Source organism: Pseudomonas sp. GNP012, from assembly GCF_054343835.1.
This window is the reverse complement of the sequence record NZ_JBTGUU010000001.1, coordinates 2,476,160-2,491,409: the sequence shown is the minus strand read 5'-3', so window position 1 is coordinate 2,491,409 and position 15,250 is coordinate 2,476,160. Positions and strand designations below refer to the sequence as shown.

Sequence of the window (15,250 nt, the reverse complement as noted above, 5' to 3'; positions counted from 1 at the left end):
GTTGCTACAGGATTTACTGGCGGTGCAGCAACGACGCCAGGCACCGGCAGCGCCGATGCCAGCAATCGGAAGTCAAACCGCCGGGAGCATGAGGTTCAAGCGACCACTGACTCGGCCAGCCATTGCTGGTAAGGGATCGGCAACTTGTGCGACTCACCCCGACCGATCGGGAAGTAGGTAAAGCCGATGCGTGCCAGTCGGTCCGCGTCGTACAGGTTGCGGCCATCGAAGATCACCGGCGTGTTGAGGCGTTGGCGGATAAACTCGAAGTCCGGCGCCTTGAACTGTTGCCATTCGGTGCAGATGATCAATGCATCGGCGCCGGACAAGACCGACTCAGGCGTCCCCATGAGCATCAGTTTCGACTCAACCGGATACAGCTTCTGGGTTTCCTGCATGGCTTCCGGATCGAACGCGCGGACATTCGCCCCGGCGGCCCACAACGATTCGAGCAACACCCGGCTCGGTGCATCGCGCATGTCGTCGGTATTGGGTTTGAAGGCCAAGCCCCAGACGGCAAAGGTCTTGCCGCGCAAGTCGCCCTGGTAGAACGCGTTGATGCGCTCGAACAGCTTGTGCTTTTGCCGCTCGTTGATGGCTTCCACTGCCTGCAGCAGGTCACTGGAGCAATGGGCCTCTTCGGCGCTGTGGATCAGGGCGCGCATGTCCTTGGGGAAGCACGAGCCACCGTAGCCGCAACCGGGATAGATGAAGTGGTAGCCGATACGCGAGTCGGCGCCGATGCCCAGGCGCACCGATTCGATGTCGGCACCCAGGTGTTCGGCCAGTTCGGCGATCTGGTTGATGAAGCTGATCTTGGTCGCCAGCATGCAGTTGGCGGCGTATTTGGTCAGTTCGGCGCTGCGCAGGCCCATGAACATGATGCGTTCGTGGTTGCGGTTGAAGGGGGAGTACAGGTCACGCATCACATCACGCACTTCATCGCGTTCACAGCCGATGACGATACGGTCCGGGCGTCGGCAGTCGGCCACGGCCGAACCTTCTTTCAAGAACTCCGGGTTCGAGACGATATCGAACTGCAATACCCGCCCGACACTGAGCAGGCATTTGTCGATGTGCGCGCGCAAGGCGTCGCCGGTGCCGACCGGGACGGTGGATTTCTCCACCAGGATCGCCGGCTGTTCGCGATACCGTGCTACCGCTTCGCCCACCGACATCACGTAGCGCAAGTCTGCTGAACCATCGTCCCGGGACGGTGTGCCGACCGCGATGAACAGCACCTGGCCGTGCTGGACCGCTAATCTTTCGTCGCTGGTGAACTGCAACCGTTTGGCGTCAAGACCTTCGCGTACCAGGCTGGCCAGGCCGGGTTCGAAAATACTCACGTGGCCCTGTTGGAGCAGTTCGACTTTTTTCTCGTCAACGTCCATGCAGATAACGTCGTGGCCGACTTCCGCCAGTACCGCTGCCTGCACCAGGCCAACATAGCCGCTACCAAACACACTGATTTTCATGGGGCACTCCTTTGTTCGGGCGCACGAGCAGGTCGGGAATTGATGGTGATGACGCCGAGGATGACCAATGCCACGCCCAGGCTTTTTGTAAGGCTGAACGCTTCGATCAACAGCGGGACGCTGGCGACCAGCAGACCCAGGCCCAGGCAGGTCAGCAGGATAGGCAAGGCCATATTTCAATTTGCTTATCGTGTTGAAAAAAGCCACGTGCGGCCGTTTCAACCGCCAGGACAACGCCGAAGCGGCGCCCAGGTCGTTGCTCGGCAATCTGACGCTCTGGTTGAGTGACTGCGGCGTGGGTAGCGTCTTGGATCACGGCAATGCCGTGTTTGTCGGCGAGGGCGTAAAGCGGATCGAGATCGAATGCCGCACCGGCGTAATGCACCGGGATGATGGCTTTGGTGCGCGGTGTGATCGCCGCCTCGATATCAGAACCTGCATCAAATCAAATAGTTACCGGTCGGCGGTAAAAAACTGCATCGATTGACTTTTTTCGCCGTGGGCGGCAGGTTGGACGTCCATTCGGGTTGCTTTGACTTCATGGGAGGTTATGCCCGATTTTGTGAAAGGGGCATGAAAAGCGGTGGGGGTATTGTTTATCTGAAGGCTATTTTATCTGCTGTTCAGACTTCCCGCGTTTATGGTGTTTTTAGGAAAAGTTCTACAGAACTGATGTCCTTTATATGATCGTTATTTCTCTTCTTGGTTGCTTCATTGACCTGTTTTCATTCAAGGCTGTTTCGTTTGATTGACTTACCTGTAACTGATTCTCGTACGCCCCTCACCAATCCGCTGACCCTGTATCTGGCGCGGCTGGCACCCTCCAGCCAGCTGACCATGCGCTACGTGCTGCAGGACGCCGCCGACCGCCTGGGCTTCGAAGACTGCGATATCGAGGAGATACCCTGGCACAACCTGCAGCCCGAAGATGTGATCGCACTGGTGGCCACATTGCGTTCAGACGGCTATGCACCGAACACGTCTTCACTGTATGTCAACGCGGTGCGCGGGGTGATGAACGAAGCGTGGCGCATGAGCCTGATCTCGCAGGAGCACCTGTTGAAGATGCGCTCGGTGAAGGGCATCGCCGGTACACGGCTGTCCCAGGGACGCAACCTCAGGCGTACGCTGATCCAGGAACTGATGGCCGTCTGCGCCGCCGATCCGCGGCCACAAGGCTTGCGGGATGCCGCGATCATCGGGATTTTGTACGGCTCGGGAATGCGCAAGTCCGAATCGGTGAACCTGGAGCTGAATCAGGTCGACTTCACCCAGCGCAGCCTGCAGGTGACGGCCAAGGGCAACAAGCAGTTGATCAAGTACGCGCCGGCCTGGGCTTTCGCCAAACTGCAAGCCTGGCTTGAACTGCGCCGCTCCCTGCTCAAGGAAGGCGAAACGGACGATCCGTTTCTGTTCAATCGCATTCGCCGTGGCAGCCATATCACCCGTGAGCGCATCACCAAACATGCGATCTACTACATCGCCCGGCAACGGGGGGCGCAGGTCGGAGTGAAAATCATGCCCCACGACTTCCGGCGTTCATTCATCACCCGGGTGATCGAAGAGCATGACTTGTCGATTGCGCAGAAACTGGCGCACCACAGCAACATCCAGACTACGGCCAACTACGATGTGCGCGACGACAACGAGCGGCGTCGGGCAGTGGATCGTTTCGACCTGTGAACGATTACAGCTCGCTCAGCACGTGGGCGTGGCCAATGGTCGAGACCTGAACCGCGCTGCCGGCGGGTGGTGCGTACATGCCGGAGCTGCGCACCAGCAGTGATCGGCCCGGTTGCTCGCGGCTGGTCAATGACTGGAGTTCGACGGTCAGCGTGCAAGTGTTGCCGCTGAAATCCCGATCGGTGACCACTGCCCGGCAACCATCGGCTTGCGGGTCGCCGGGAAGGATACCGGCCAATTGCAGCTGTTCAGGGCGCAGCATGATCTGCGCCGAGTTGTTGTTGCGGTGGTTGTTGACCGGGATCCGCCCCAGGTCGCAATGAGCCCAACCGGCCTCGATGCGCGCCGGCATCACCACGGCGTCCCCCAGGAACAGGGCGGTCTGTTCGTCTTCGGGATAGCGGTAAAGGTCCAGCGGATGCCCTGACTGTACCAGTCGGCCCTGGCGCATCACCGCCAGCTGGTCGGCGAACGACAGGGCTTCACTCTGGTCATGGGTGACCAGGATGGTGGTGACGCCCGCGTCTTCCAGCAGCCGCGCGACCATCTTGCGCATCGCGGCGCGCAATCCGGTGTCGAGCGCCGAGAACGGCTCGTCCAGCAGCATCAGCCGTGGCTGTTGTGCCAATGCCCGGGCCAGGGCCACGCGCTGTTGCTGGCCACCGGACAATTCGTGTGGCCAGCGCTCGGCCATCTTCGCGTCCAACGCCACGCTGTCCATCAGTTCGGCGACGCGCTGTTGTTTTTCAGAACCCTTGGTCGACAAGCCGAAACCGATGTTCGCCGCCACGGTCATGTGCGGAAACAGCGCGCCGTCCTGCGGCACGTAGCCGATCAGGCGTTGATGGGCCGGTACTTCGTGGGTGCCGTCGACCAGGGTCTGGCCATTGAGCGACAGGCGCCCGGAATCAGGGAATTCGAAGCCGGCAATCATTCGCAGCAAGGTGGTTTTGCCGGAGCCGGACGGGCCGACGATGACCGTGCGACTGCCGCTCGGCACCGACAGGCTGACGTTGTCCAGCGCGCAATGGGCGCCATAGGACTTGTAGAGGGCATTGAGTTCAAGTGTGTTCATCGGCCAGCCGTTTTTTTCGATTGGTGATAAAGAAGTCCGGTCAGCGGCAGCGACAGCACAACCATCAATAAGGCGTAGGGCGCCGCGGCGGCGTAATCGATTTCGCTGGTCATGGCCCAGAATCCGGTGGCCAGGGTGCGCGTGCCGTTCGGGGCCAGCAGCAGGGTGGCGGTCAATTCGTTGGTGATCGCCAGGAACACCAGCGCCGCACCGGCGGCGGCCCCGGGGGCGGCCAGGCGCAAGGTGATCAGCCACAGTGCCCGGGCTGGCGAACGACCAAGGCTGCGGGCGATGTTCTCCAGTTCCACCGGTGCCTGGGCAATGCCGGCGCGCAGGCTGACCAGGGCGCGGGGCAGGAACATCAGCAGGTACGCCAGCAACACGGTGAAGGTGGTCTGGTAAATCGGCCGGGCAAAATGGATCGTGACGGTGACCAGAGCCAACGCCACGATGATTCCGGGCAAGGAACTGGTGATGTAGTTGCAGCTTTCCAGCACGCGTTGCATTCGGCCGGGGTAACGGATCGACAGCCAGGCAATCGGGATCGCCGCGAAAGTTGTCAGCGCGGCACCTGCGACGCCGAGCAACAGGGTTTGTTCCAGAGCAGGCAACAACTCGGCCATGTCCCAGACTTCCACGCCGCCGGCGATCAGCCATTTGCCCAAGGTGATCAAGGGCACGCCCAGGGCCAGGGCACAGGTCACGATTTGCAGCGTCAACGAGAGCAGGGTGGACGCCGGTTTCAGGCACACGACCCGTTGCTCCCGGGCGCTCCCCGAACCGACGCGAGCGTAACGTGCCGAACCCCGGGCGGCGGACTCGGCCGTCAACATGGCCAGGCAACACAGCGCCAGCACACTGGCCAGCATGTGCGCCGCTGCGCCGTTGAAGGTCGATTTGAACTGGTCGAAGATCGCGGTGGTAAAGGTGTCGAAGCGGATCATGGCGTACAGGCCATATTCGGCCAGCAGGTGCAGGCCGACCAGTAACGCGCCGCCGCAGATCGCCAGGCGCAATTGCGGCAACACCACACGGAAAAACACTTTCCAGGGTTTGAGCCCCATGGACTCGGCGACGTCTTCGATGGCCGGGTCGAGCCGGCGCAACGTGGCCGCCACCGGCAGATACAGGAACGGGAAGTAGGCGATGACCGAGACCAGGACACCGGCAAACAGGCCGTGAATCGGTGGCACCAGGCTGACCCAGGCGTAACTGTGAACGAACGCAGGCACCGCCAGCGGTGCGGTGGCCAGCAACGACCACCAGCGCCGCCCTGGCAGATTCGTGCGTTCGGTCAGCCATGCCAGCGTCACCCCCAGTGCCACGCACAAGGGAATCGTCAGCAGCACCAGCAACAGGGTGTTGACCAGCAGCTCACCGACCCGAGGGCGGAACACCAGGGTCACGACGGTTGACCAGCCTGTCTGCAGGGACACGCCGATAACATAAGCGATCGGTAGCAGTGCCAGTAACGAAACCAGCACCGACAAACCGATCACCCATACACCGCCACGTCCGGCGAATAGTCCGCGGGATCGTCGACGCAATTGCGCGGGAGTCGCCTTGGCGACTCCCGCAGGCAGGGTTTCAGGCATCAATTAGAGCAGTCCGGCCTGTGTCATCAGCTCCACGGCTTTTTTGCTGTCGAGTTTTGAAGCATCGACAGTCGGCGCATCGAGTTGATTCAGAGGCACCAGTTTAGGGTTGGATTCAGCGCCTTTGCCGACGGCGTATTCAAACGACTTGCCGTTCTTCAGTACAGCCTGGCCGTCCTTGCCGGTAATGTATTTGAGGAACGCCTGGGCTTGTTCCTTGTGTTGGCTGGAAGCGAGGACGCCGCCGCCGGAGATGCTGACAAAAGCGCCCGGATCCTTGTGCTTGAAATAGTGCAGGGCGGTGTTCTTGCTGTTTTCCCCGGTCTTGGATTGATCCACCAGGCTGTAATAGTGGTAGATCACACCGCTTTCGATCTGCCCGGCATTCACCGCCTTGAGTACTGCGCTGTTGCCACGGTAGCTGGTGTAGTTGGTTTTCATCCCCTTGAGCCATTCCAGCGTGGCGGCTTCGCCCTTTTGTTGCAGGATGGCCGCGACTATGGCCTGGAAGTCAGCACCGCCTGGCGACGCGCCCCAGCGACCTTTCCAGCTTGGGTCGGCCAGGTCCATGATCGATTTCGGCAAGTTGGTTTCCGAGAGTTTGCTCGGGTTGTAGACAAACACCGTGGAACGCGCGGCGATCCCGACCCATTTGCCGTGGGCCGGACGATAGGCCGGGTCGACCTGCTCCTGCGTGGCTTTGTCGACAGGTGCGAACAGCCCGGCGTTGTCGACCAGCACCATGGCCGGGGAGTTTTCGGTCAGGAATACGTCTGCCGGAGAGGACGCGCCTTCCTGCACGATCTGATTGCCCATTTCGGTGTCATCGCCGTTGCGCAAGGTGACAGGGATACCGGTTTCCTGGGTAAAGCCCTCGACCCAGGCCTTGGTCAGGCCTGCATGTTGCGCGTTGTACACCACGATGCCGACGGAGTCGGCAGCATAGACCTGGCCAACGCTCAGCAAAGCGGTGGCCAGCAGGGCTTTTTTCAAGAACGAAGGGATTTTGGGAATCATTCTGCGGGCTGCTCCTGGTGCATTTTTTGAAAGTCATGCGCATTGAAACGCCAGTTAACCAATGCGAATCATTTGCATATCTGGAATTGCAGGGAATGTAGAGATCCAAATGAGAAAATAACGTCAAAAAAACCGTTAATACATGTAATTTTCATTCAGATTAGCAGCACTGTGCCAGCCGTGGTGCGACTCGTCGATTAAACGATGTCGTCGATCAGAATGTGACGCTGCCCACGACTGCCTTTTTCAATCACCCGATGCCAGTTGCTGCTGGCCCCGCGCGGAGTTCATCGGGGTTGCGAAGCGATAGCTCGGTGATTGCCGGTGTGCCGAGGAACGGGTCGCTGAAACTACTGTAGGAGCCAGCCTGCTGGCGATGGACTCCAGTGCGCCGCGTTCATCCAGCTCACCCGCGTTATCGTTAACCACCATCGCAGGCAAGCCAGCTCCCACAGGGGAACGTGCCCACGCTGAAACTACTGTAGGAGCCAGCCTGCTGGCGATGGACTCAAGTGCGCCGCGTTCATCCAGTTGGCACGCGTTATCGTTAACGACCATCGCAGGCAAGCCAGCTCCCACAAGGGACCGTGCCCACGCTGAAACTACCGTAGGAGCCAGCCTGCTGGCGATGGACTCAAGTGCGCCGCGTTCATCCAGTTGGCACGCGTTATCGTTAACGACCATCGCAGGCAAGCCAGCTCCCACAAGGACCGTGCCCAAGCTGAAACTGTAGGACCCAGCTTGCTGGCGATGGATGGTCTTCAGGACGAAGGGCAGTTCGCCTGGGGGCGGGTGGCCGCCTGGCTGATCAGCGCGGCCAGGCGTTTGATGTTGTTTTGGTGGGCAAGTACCAGTTCATCGACACTTGCGCCTGACGGCGTTTGCAAGGTGCTGCGGCAAATCACCTGGGCCTTGTTGCCGGGCTCGGCACTGCGCAGACGCCATATCACGTCCATCAGCGCGTATTGACCGGGGACAGAGTCAAAACGCTGCACATCGACCCGCACCGAATACCTGCCCTGTACGGGACTGTTGCCCAGTTGATCGGCCAGCGCACTGCTCAATTCGTCGACGAGGGTTGCGCCCCACCAATGGGTTTCGAGGATCGCCAGGGTACTGTTGCCCTCGCGAATGACGATCTGCGCACGATCGACCTGGGGCGGCAAGCTTATCGTCTCGATCTGAATCACCCCGGCGGTGGTCGTGGAATGATTGCCCACCTGGGCCGGGGTCAGGGTATGGAACTGAATCGGGTCACTGCGGCAAGCGGCGAGCAGCAACAACGCGGTGAACACTGTGAATTTCAGCGGAAAAGCCATGGGTGTTGCTCCTGTGCTCAATTGCGCGGTGGCCCTTGCAGATCCATGGGCGGGGCATTGTTCGGGCGGCCGCGAAGCAGCGATTCCGGATGCCGTCCCAGGTAATCCGAGAGATCTCGCAAGGATCTCGACGTGCGTCCCAGTTCATCCAGTGTCTGGCCCAGTTTTTCCCGTTGCGGCGAGTCGTCGGCCAAGGTCGAACCGGCGGATTTCAGGGTCGTATTGGCGGTTTCCAGCGTCTTGCTTAAGTCCGCCAGAGTGGTTTGCACGCCGGGCATGATCTTGCCGTTGAATTGCGCCATGCCCTTGCGCAGTTCGACGAGATTGCCATCGAGATTGCCGGCGATTCGCTCGATCGGCAGTTTGTTGATCTTGTCGACCATGGCTTCGAGTTTTTCCTGCAACTGCTCGAGGCTGCCGGGAATGGTTGGAATCATGACCGGACGCGCCGTTGTATCGAAGGCGACTTTTTCTGCCTTGGGGTAGAAGTCCAGGGCAATGTACAACTGGCCGGTCAGGAAATTACCGGTGCGCGCCTGGGCACGCAGGCCGTTTTCGATAAAGGTGCCGATCAGCCTTACGCCACCGGCTTCGTCATTGGGGTCATGATTGAGCGCCTTGAGCATCTTTTCGTGGGCCTTGCCCAGGCGTTGCGGGTAAATCACGATGCCGACGTTGACCGGAAAGGAACGAAGCTTCTCGTCGTAATCCAGATTGACCGACACCACCTTGCCGATTTCCACACCGAGGAATTCCACCGGCGCATCGACCTTGAGCCCGCGCATTGCCTGGTCGAAGCGCATGGCCAGGTACTGCGGCTTGCCGTTTGGCGGGGCGAGGGCGGTTTGCTGGTCGTCGAACAGTTCGTAGGCGTACTCCGCAGCGGCCGGTTTATCGCCAGGGCTGTAGTCGGGTGCGCGGAAGGCAATGCCGCCCACCAGCAGGGAGGACAGCGATTCGGTCTTGACCGCAAACCCGTTGGCGCCGACGTTCACGTCAATGCCGCTGGCGTTCCAGAAACGGGTGTTTTCGGTAACGTACTTGTCATTGGGGGCGTGGATGAACAGCTCGATGTTCACGCCTTTGCCATCCGGGTCCAGCGCGTAGGCCACCACCTGACCCACCGGGATCTTGCGGTAGTAGACCGGGGAGCCGATATCCAAGGACCCCAGGTCCTGGGTGAACAGGGTGAAACGCTTGCCCGGTTCGCCGTAGGTGATGGGTGGCGGGTTTTCCAGCCCCGTGAAGTGTTTTGCCCGGCCGTTGGCCTGGCCGATATCGGCGCCGATGTAATCGCCCGACAGCAGGGTATCGATGCCGGACACACCACCCGCGCCAATGCGCGGGCGCACAACCCAGAACTGCGAATCCTCGCGGGTAAAGCTTTCGGCCTGCTTGGCCAGCTTGATGGTGGCGTTGACACTCTTCTGGTCATCGCTCAGTTCCACATCCGAGACTTGGCCAATCACCACATTACGGTACTTGACCTCGGTTTTATTCGCCGTCAGGCCGCTCCCGGTCTTGAACGTGACAACGATGGTCGGGCCTTGCTGCAGAATGCTGTGAACCACCAGCGAAATACCCACCAGCACCGCGACGATCGGCACGATCCAGACCAGCGAAACGCTGAAACGGCGGGTCTTGATCGGTGCCTGCCCAGGGGCTTGCGGCCCGTCAGTGGCTTGCGACTTCATCCGTGACCTCCTCATTGTGCGGGTTTTCCCGCTCTTTATCCCAGATCATGCGTGGATCGAAACTCATTGCCGAGAGCATGGTGAACACCACTACCAGACCAAAAAACAGAATGCCCGGGCGCGGCTCAATGTCGGCCAGGGCCTGGAATTTCACCAGCGAGGCCACCAGGGCCACGACTATCACATCGAGCATCGACCAGTAGCCGATGACCTCGACGAAGCGGTACAGCGTCGAACGCTCTTTGCGTGCCCACGCGCTGTCGCGCTGGACGGTGACCAGCAGCAAGGTGATGGCGACGAATTTGATGCCCGGTACCGCGATACTGGCAATGAAAATGATCAGGGCGATGTCCCAGGCCCCGGCTTCCCAGAACTCCAGCACGCCGCTCATGATCGTGCTGTCGGCACCATGGCCGACCATTTCGGTGTTCATCACCGGCAACAGGTTGGCCGGGATGTAAAACACCAGGGCCGCGATCATGTAGGCCCAGGTGCGGGTCAGCGAATTGGTTTTGCGCCGGTGCAGCGGCGCGCCGCAACGCTCGCATTCGTTAGGCTCGCCAGTCATGTCGCAAGCCAGGCCGCAGGTGTGGCACAGGCACAGGTTGAGCTCGTCGGCGTACGGAGGCGTGCTCATACAATGTCCCATAGTTCGCGGATGTCGCGCCCGGCGATGCGGATCATCATCAGGCTCAACACGGCCAGGGCAAACAACCCGATACCGGGCAGCACATCAAGCAGGCCGGCGAGTTTGATCACGGCGACCATGGCGCCCAGCAGGCAGACTTCGAGCATGCTCCAGGGCCTCAGGGTTTCCAGCCAGCGCATGCAGAATTTGAAGCCGGGTGAGCGTTGCCCGGAGAGCGCGAAGCCCAGCACCCAGATCAGCAGCAACAACTGGAAGATCGGCGCGATGATCATGGCAATCGCCGCCACCATGGCGATGAAGGTGATAGGCCCCAGGCTCAGGGCCAGCACCGAGTCCCAGAGGGTGGCGCTGTGCTTCGAGCCTTTGAGGCTGATGCTCATCACGGGATAGAAATTGGCGAAAATCCACAGCATCAGCGCGGTAAAGGTCAACGCAAGACGCTGCTCCACTGTCAGGCCGTTATAGCGCTGAAGCACGCCGCCGCAGCGCGTACACAGGGTTTTCTGATGTTTGGCGAGCGTCACTTTTTGGTAAACGCTGTCGCAGTGCTCGCAGATGATCAGCTGATCGGTAGTTGCCATGGGTCAAGCTCAACAAGAGGCAGGAAATTCAGAGCACCCCCTCAATATAGAAGTGCCTCGCGATTGAGCAAATCGAAAGTCGAAACAAGGGGATGGAGGGCGTACCCGATGTTGCCCAAAGCATTGTGGGAGCGAGCCTGCTCGCGAAAGCGGTGTGTCAGGTAGCCCATTCTCTGGCTGCCAAACCGTCTTCGCGAGCAGGCTCGCTCCCACAGGATGAATCTACTTTTCTGGAGGATTGTGTCAGCCGAGCATTTCCCGCATCCGATACCAGAACATGCCAAGGGCCAGCAGCGGCGAGCGCAGGGCGCGTCCGCCGGGGAAGGTCATGTGCGGCACGGCGCTGAACACGTCGAAGCCTTTGCTGTGTCCGGCATGGATCGCTTCGCCCAACAACTTCGCGCACCAGTGGGTCACGTTCAGGCCATGGCCGGAGTAGCCCTGGGCATAGAACACGTTCGGGTGCTGGCTCAGGCGCCCGACCTGCGGGAAGCGGTTGGCCGAGATGCCGATCATGCCGCCCCACTGATAGTCGATGCGCGTTTTGGCCAGTTGCGGGAACACCTTGAGCATCTGCGGGCGCATGTAGGCGGCGATGTCCGCCGGGTCGCGCCCGGAGTAATGACAGGCACCGCCGAACAACAAACGCCGGTCAGCCGAGAGCCGGTAGTAATCCAGCCCGACTTTCTGGTCGCACAGCGCGACGTTGTGCGGGATCAGTTGCCTGGCGGCGTCTTCCGACAAGGGTTCGGTGGCGATGATGTAGCTGCCCGCCGGGAGCACCTTGCCGCTGAGCTTCGGTTCCAGCTCTTCCAGGTGGGCATTGCAAGCCAGCACCAGCGTGGCCGCACGCACGGTGCCCCCGGCACAGCGCACCTGCACCGTGCTGCCGTGGATCAATTCCAGCACCGGGCTTTGCTCGAAGATCTGCACGCCAAGGGACTCGGCGACTTGCGCTTCGCCCAGTGCCAGGTTCAACGGATGCAGGTGCCCCGAGCCCATGTCAACCAGGCCGCCCGCGTAAACGCCGGAGTTCACCACCTGCTCGCGGATCTGGCCAGGTTCGATCAGGCGCGTTTCATGGGCGTAACCGGAATCGAGCAATTGGGCGTGTTCGGCCTTCAGCCCGGCAAAATGCGCCGGGGTGTTGGCCAGTTCACAGAAGCCCCAGCGCAGGTCGCAATCAATGCCGTGTTCGCGGATGCGACTGGCCACGACTTGCACCGATTCGACCCCGGCCTGTTCCAGGTACTGCACGCCTTCGGCGCCCACATGTCGGGCAAAGCCGCTGACGTCATGGCCGATGCCGCGTATCAACTGGCCGCCGTTGCGCCCGCTGGCGCCCCAGCCAATCCGCCGGGCCTCCAGCAGGACCACCGAGAGCCCACGCTGGGCCAGTTCGATGGCGGTGTTGATGCCGGTGAAACCCGCGCCGACCACGCAGACATCGGCCTCCAGGTCTGAGGCCAGAGCGGGACGCTGCCTCATGCCCTTGGCGGACGCTGCGTAATAGGAGTGAGTATGTTCCTGGGTGTACTGATTCATTTGTTGGACTTCACTTTGCTCCACGAGCGGGTCATCAGGCGCATGATCGACTGTGGCGGCGTGGTGGAGATGTAGAGTTTGTCGAGGACCTCCTGGGGCGGATACACCTCGGGGTTGCTCACCAGTTCGGGGTCCATGTACTGCTTGGCGGCGGGGTTCGGGTTGGCGTAGCCGACCGACGCGCTGACCTTGGCAATCACTTGCGGATCCAGCAGGTAGTTGATGAAAGCGTGGGCTTCTTTCTGATTGCTGGCGTCGGCGGGGATGGCCAGCAGGTCGAACCACAGGTTGGCGCCTTCCTTGGGAATGGCGTAGGCGATGTTCACGCCGTTGTTGGCTTCCTTGGCGCGGTTGGCGGCCTGGAACACGTCGCCCGAGTAACCGAACGCCACGCAGATGTCACCGTTGGCCAGGTCCGAGACGTACTTGGAGGAGTGGAAGTAGGTGATGTACGGACGGATCTGCAGCAGCTTGGCTTCGGCCTTCTTGAAGTCTTCGGGGTTTTCGCTGCGCGGGTCCATGCCCATGTAGTTGAGGACCGCCGGGAACACCTCATCCGCCGAGTCCATCATCGACACGCCGCAGGCACTGAGCTTCTTGATGTTTTCCGGTTCGAACAGCACGGCCCAGGAGTCGATCCTGTCGATGCCCAGCACCGCCTTGACCTTGTCGACGTTGTAGCCGATGCCGTTGGTGCCCCACAGGTAGGGCACCGAGTGGGCGTTGCCCGGATCGTTTTTCTCCAGCAGCGCCAGCAGTTTCGGGTCCAGATTCTTGAAGTTCGGCAACTGCTCGCGATCGAGCTTGAGGAACGCGCCGGCCTTTACCTGGCGGGCGAGGAAGTGGTTCGACGGCACGACCACGTCATACCCGGTGCGACCGGCAAGCAGTTTGCCTTCCAGGGTTTCGTTGGAATCGAAAACGTCGTAGATCACCTTGATCCCGGTCTTGGCCTGGAAGTCGGCGAGGGTGGTTTCGCCGATGTAGTCGGTCCAGTTGTAGACACTGACCTGGGGTTGAGCCTGGGCAACGGCGCTGAACAAAACCGCCAGTGCGGCCGGGACCACGGATTTCAGTAGACGCATATCGATACCTTCTTGGAATTATTGGATTCTTCAGGCAATTCTTTGGTGTTTGAGCGGCCGTCTTCGCGAGCAGGCTCGCTCCCACAGGGGAATGCATTCCAATTGTGGGAGCGAGCCTGCTCGCGAAGGGGCCCTTGAGAACAGCGCAGGCCTCAGACGCTGAGCATCAGGAACTCACGCTCCCACGAACTGATCACACGCTTGAAGTTCTCGTGCTCGGCGCGTTTGACCGCGACGTAGCCCCGTACGAACTTGCTGCCCAGGTAGCGGCTGATGGTGTCGCATTCTTCCATCTGGGTCAGGGCGTCTTCGATGGTGATCGGCAGGCGCAGGTTGCGACGCTCATAGGCGCGGCCCTGTACCGCGGCGCTTGGCTCGATACGCTCGACCATGCCCAGGTATCCGCACAACAGGCTGGCGGCGATGGCCAGGTACGGGTTGGCGTCGGCGCCCGGCAGTCGGTTCTCCACGCGCATGGCGTCCGGGCTGGACGTCGGTACGCGCAGGCCGACGGTGCGGTTTTCTTCGCCCCATTCGACGTTCACCGGTGCCGAGGTGTCCGGCAGGAAGCGGCGGAACGAGTTGACGTTCGGTGCGAACATCGGCAGCACTTTCGGGATGTACTTCTGCAAGCCCCCGATGTGATGCAGGAACAGCTCGCTCATGTTGCCATCGGCATCGGCGAAGATCGGCTGGCCGGTAGCAATGTCCACCACGCTCTGGTGAATATGCATGGCGCTGCCAGGCTCGTCGCCGACCGGCTTGGCCATGAAGGTTGCCGCCACGTTGTGCTTGAGTGCCGCTTCACGCATGGTGCGCTTGAACACGGTGATCTGGTCGGCCAGGTCCAGTGCGTTGCCATGACGGAAGTTGATTTCCATCTGCGCCGGGCCGTCTTCGTGGATCAGCGTGTCGAGGTCCAGGCCTTGCAGTTCGCACCAGTCGTAGACGTCTTCGAACAGCGGATCGAATTCGTTGGCCGCGTCGATCGAGAACGACTGACGACCGCTTTCGGCGCGGCCCGAACGGCCCATCGGCGCCTTGAGCGGCAAGTCCGGGTCTTCGCAGCGCTGGGTCAGGTAGAACTCCATTTCGGGCGCCACAATCGGCCGCCAGCCTTTGTCGGTGTACAGCTGCAGGACTTTCTTCAGCACGTTGCGCGGCGACAGTTCGATCGGGTTGCCGAACTTGTCGAAGGTGTCGTGGATCACGATGGCGGTCGGCTCGATAGCCCATGGCACCACGTAGACGGCGTCGGCGTCCGGCTTGCAGACCATGTCGATGTCGGCCGGGTCGAGCAGGTCGTAGTAGATGTCGTCGTCGACAAAGTCCCCGGTTACCGTTTGCAGAAGGACACTTTCCGGCAGGCGCATGCCTCGCTCATGCAGGAACTTATTGGTCGGTGCAATTTTGCCGCGTGCAATGCCGGTCAGGTCGCTGACAACGCACTCGACTTCGGTAATCTTGTGATCTTTCAGCCAAGTGAACAGCTGATCGAAAGGGACATTCATAAAGACCTCGTTATTGGTTTT

General features: G+C 60.7%; 12 protein-coding genes and 2 pseudogenes. 1 reads left to right on the top strand and 13 read right to left on the bottom strand.

Going from position 1 to position 15,250, the window contains the following annotated elements; all coding sequences use genetic code 11:
* Positions 1–95: 95 nt before the first annotated feature.
* The 3 genes and pseudogenes from ACXX83_RS11195 to ACXX83_RS11185 form a co-directional block, all read right to left on the bottom strand.
* A complete protein-coding gene (locus ACXX83_RS11195; protein ID WP_458548471.1) occupies positions 96–1,475 on the bottom strand; it encodes a UDP-glucose dehydrogenase family protein in 1,380 nt (459 codons plus the stop codon).
* A pseudogene (locus tag ACXX83_RS11190) lies at positions 1,472–1,609 on the bottom strand (4-amino-4-deoxy-L-arabinose-phosphoundecaprenol flippase subunit ArnF); the annotation flags it as partial. The pseudogene ACXX83_RS11190 and the gene ACXX83_RS11195, both read right to left, overlap by 4 nt.
* 149 nt (positions 1,610–1,758) lie before the next feature.
* A pseudogene (locus ACXX83_RS11185) lies at positions 1,759–1,902 on the bottom strand (DegT/DnrJ/EryC1/StrS family aminotransferase); the annotation flags it as partial.
* A 317-nt stretch (positions 1,903–2,219) separates the two neighbouring features.
* Here ACXX83_RS11185 and ACXX83_RS11180 point away from each other — a divergent pair.
* Positions 2,220–3,158: a site-specific integrase gene (locus ACXX83_RS11180; protein WP_458548470.1), complete on the top strand. Its 939-nt coding sequence runs from the start codon at positions 2,220–2,222 to the stop codon at positions 3,156–3,158.
* A gap of 4 nt (positions 3,159–3,162) precedes the next feature.
* Here ACXX83_RS11180 and ACXX83_RS11175 read toward each other — a convergent pair whose 3' ends face one another.
* The 10 genes from ACXX83_RS11175 to ACXX83_RS11130 all read right to left on the bottom strand — a co-directional run bounded on the left by ACXX83_RS11175 (position 3,163) and on the right by ACXX83_RS11130 (position 15,229).
* Positions 3,163–4,233, bottom strand: a complete 1,071-nt coding sequence (locus tag ACXX83_RS11175; protein WP_458548469.1) for an ABC transporter ATP-binding protein — start codon at positions 4,231–4,233, stop codon at positions 3,163–3,165.
* The gene (locus tag ACXX83_RS11170; RefSeq protein ID WP_458548468.1) at positions 4,230–5,828 is read right to left on the bottom strand and encodes an ABC transporter permease; all 1,599 of its coding nucleotides are present in this window, start codon (positions 5,826–5,828) and stop codon (positions 4,230–4,232) included. Before ACXX83_RS11170 ends, ACXX83_RS11175 begins: the two co-directional genes overlap by 4 nt.
* A 3-nt stretch (positions 5,829–5,831) precedes the next feature.
* Positions 5,832–6,845: an iron ABC transporter substrate-binding protein gene (locus tag ACXX83_RS11165; protein WP_015095273.1), complete on the bottom strand. Its 1,014-nt coding sequence runs from the start codon at positions 6,843–6,845 to the stop codon at positions 5,832–5,834.
* A 761-nt stretch (positions 6,846–7,606) separates the two neighbouring features.
* Entirely contained in the window at positions 7,607–8,164 is a 558-nt protein-coding gene (locus ACXX83_RS11160) for a PqiC family protein (protein ID WP_458548467.1), read from the bottom strand.
* A gap of 17 nt (positions 8,165–8,181) precedes the next feature.
* On the bottom strand, positions 8,182–9,858 hold the full coding sequence (locus ACXX83_RS11155) for a PqiB family protein (protein ID WP_458548466.1): 1,677 nt from the start codon (positions 9,856–9,858) through the stop codon (positions 8,182–8,184).
* Complete coding sequence (locus ACXX83_RS11150) at positions 9,839–10,495, bottom strand: paraquat-inducible protein A (protein WP_458548465.1); 657 nt, start codon at positions 10,493–10,495, stop codon at positions 9,839–9,841. The genes ACXX83_RS11155 and ACXX83_RS11150 overlap by 20 nt, the downstream gene beginning before the upstream one ends.
* Positions 10,492–11,088 carry a paraquat-inducible protein A gene (locus ACXX83_RS11145; protein WP_104448259.1) on the bottom strand — a complete coding sequence of 199 codons (597 nt, stop codon included), beginning with the start codon at positions 11,086–11,088 and terminating at the stop codon, positions 10,492–10,494. The genes ACXX83_RS11150 and ACXX83_RS11145 overlap by 4 nt, the downstream gene beginning before the upstream one ends.
* 243 nt (positions 11,089–11,331) lie before the next feature.
* Entirely contained in the window at positions 11,332–12,633 is a 1,302-nt protein-coding gene (locus ACXX83_RS11140) for an NAD(P)/FAD-dependent oxidoreductase (protein ID WP_458548464.1), read from the bottom strand.
* Positions 12,630–13,718: a polyamine ABC transporter substrate-binding protein gene (locus ACXX83_RS11135; protein WP_458548463.1), complete on the bottom strand. Its 1,089-nt coding sequence runs from the start codon at positions 13,716–13,718 to the stop codon at positions 12,630–12,632. The genes ACXX83_RS11140 and ACXX83_RS11135 overlap by 4 nt, the downstream gene beginning before the upstream one ends.
* A gap of 152 nt (positions 13,719–13,870) precedes the next feature.
* Positions 13,871–15,229, bottom strand: a complete 1,359-nt coding sequence (locus ACXX83_RS11130) for a glutamine synthetase family protein (protein WP_007974329.1) — start codon at positions 15,227–15,229, stop codon at positions 13,871–13,873.
* Between the last annotated feature and the right edge of the window lie 21 nt (positions 15,230–15,250).

Bases quoted from the DNA above. Each gene is read 5' to 3' on its own strand.
- ACXX83_RS11195 (WP_458548471.1), bottom strand. From the start codon at position 1,475: ATGAAAATCAGTGTGTTTGGTAGCGGCTATGTTGGCCTGGTGCAGGCA.
- ACXX83_RS11175 (WP_458548469.1), bottom strand. From the start codon at position 4,233: ATGAACACACTTGAACTCAATGCCCTCTACAAGTCCTATGGCGCCCAT.
- ACXX83_RS11170 (WP_458548468.1), bottom strand. From the start codon at position 5,828: ATGCCTGAAACCCTGCCTGCGGGAGTCGCCAAGGCGACTCCCGCGCAA.
- ACXX83_RS11165 (WP_015095273.1), bottom strand. From the start codon at position 6,845: ATGATTCCCAAAATCCCTTCGTTCTTGAAAAAAGCCCTGCTGGCCACC.
- ACXX83_RS11160 (WP_458548467.1), bottom strand. From the start codon at position 8,164: ATGGCTTTTCCGCTGAAATTCACAGTGTTCACCGCGTTGTTGCTGCTC.
- ACXX83_RS11155 (WP_458548466.1), bottom strand. From the start codon at position 9,858: ATGAAGTCGCAAGCCACTGACGGGCCGCAAGCCCCTGGGCAGGCACCG.
- ACXX83_RS11150 (WP_458548465.1), bottom strand. From the start codon at position 10,495: ATGAGCACGCCTCCGTACGCCGACGAGCTCAACCTGTGCCTGTGCCAC.
- ACXX83_RS11145 (WP_104448259.1), bottom strand. From the start codon at position 11,088: ATGGCAACTACCGATCAGCTGATCATCTGCGAGCACTGCGACAGCGTT.
- ACXX83_RS11140 (WP_458548464.1), bottom strand. From the start codon at position 12,633: ATGAATCAGTACACCCAGGAACATACTCACTCCTATTACGCAGCGTCC.
- ACXX83_RS11135 (WP_458548463.1), bottom strand. From the start codon at position 13,718: ATGCGTCTACTGAAATCCGTGGTCCCGGCCGCACTGGCGGTTTTGTTC.
- ACXX83_RS11130 (WP_007974329.1), bottom strand. From the start codon at position 15,229: ATGAATGTCCCTTTCGATCAGCTGTTCACTTGGCTGAAAGATCACAAG.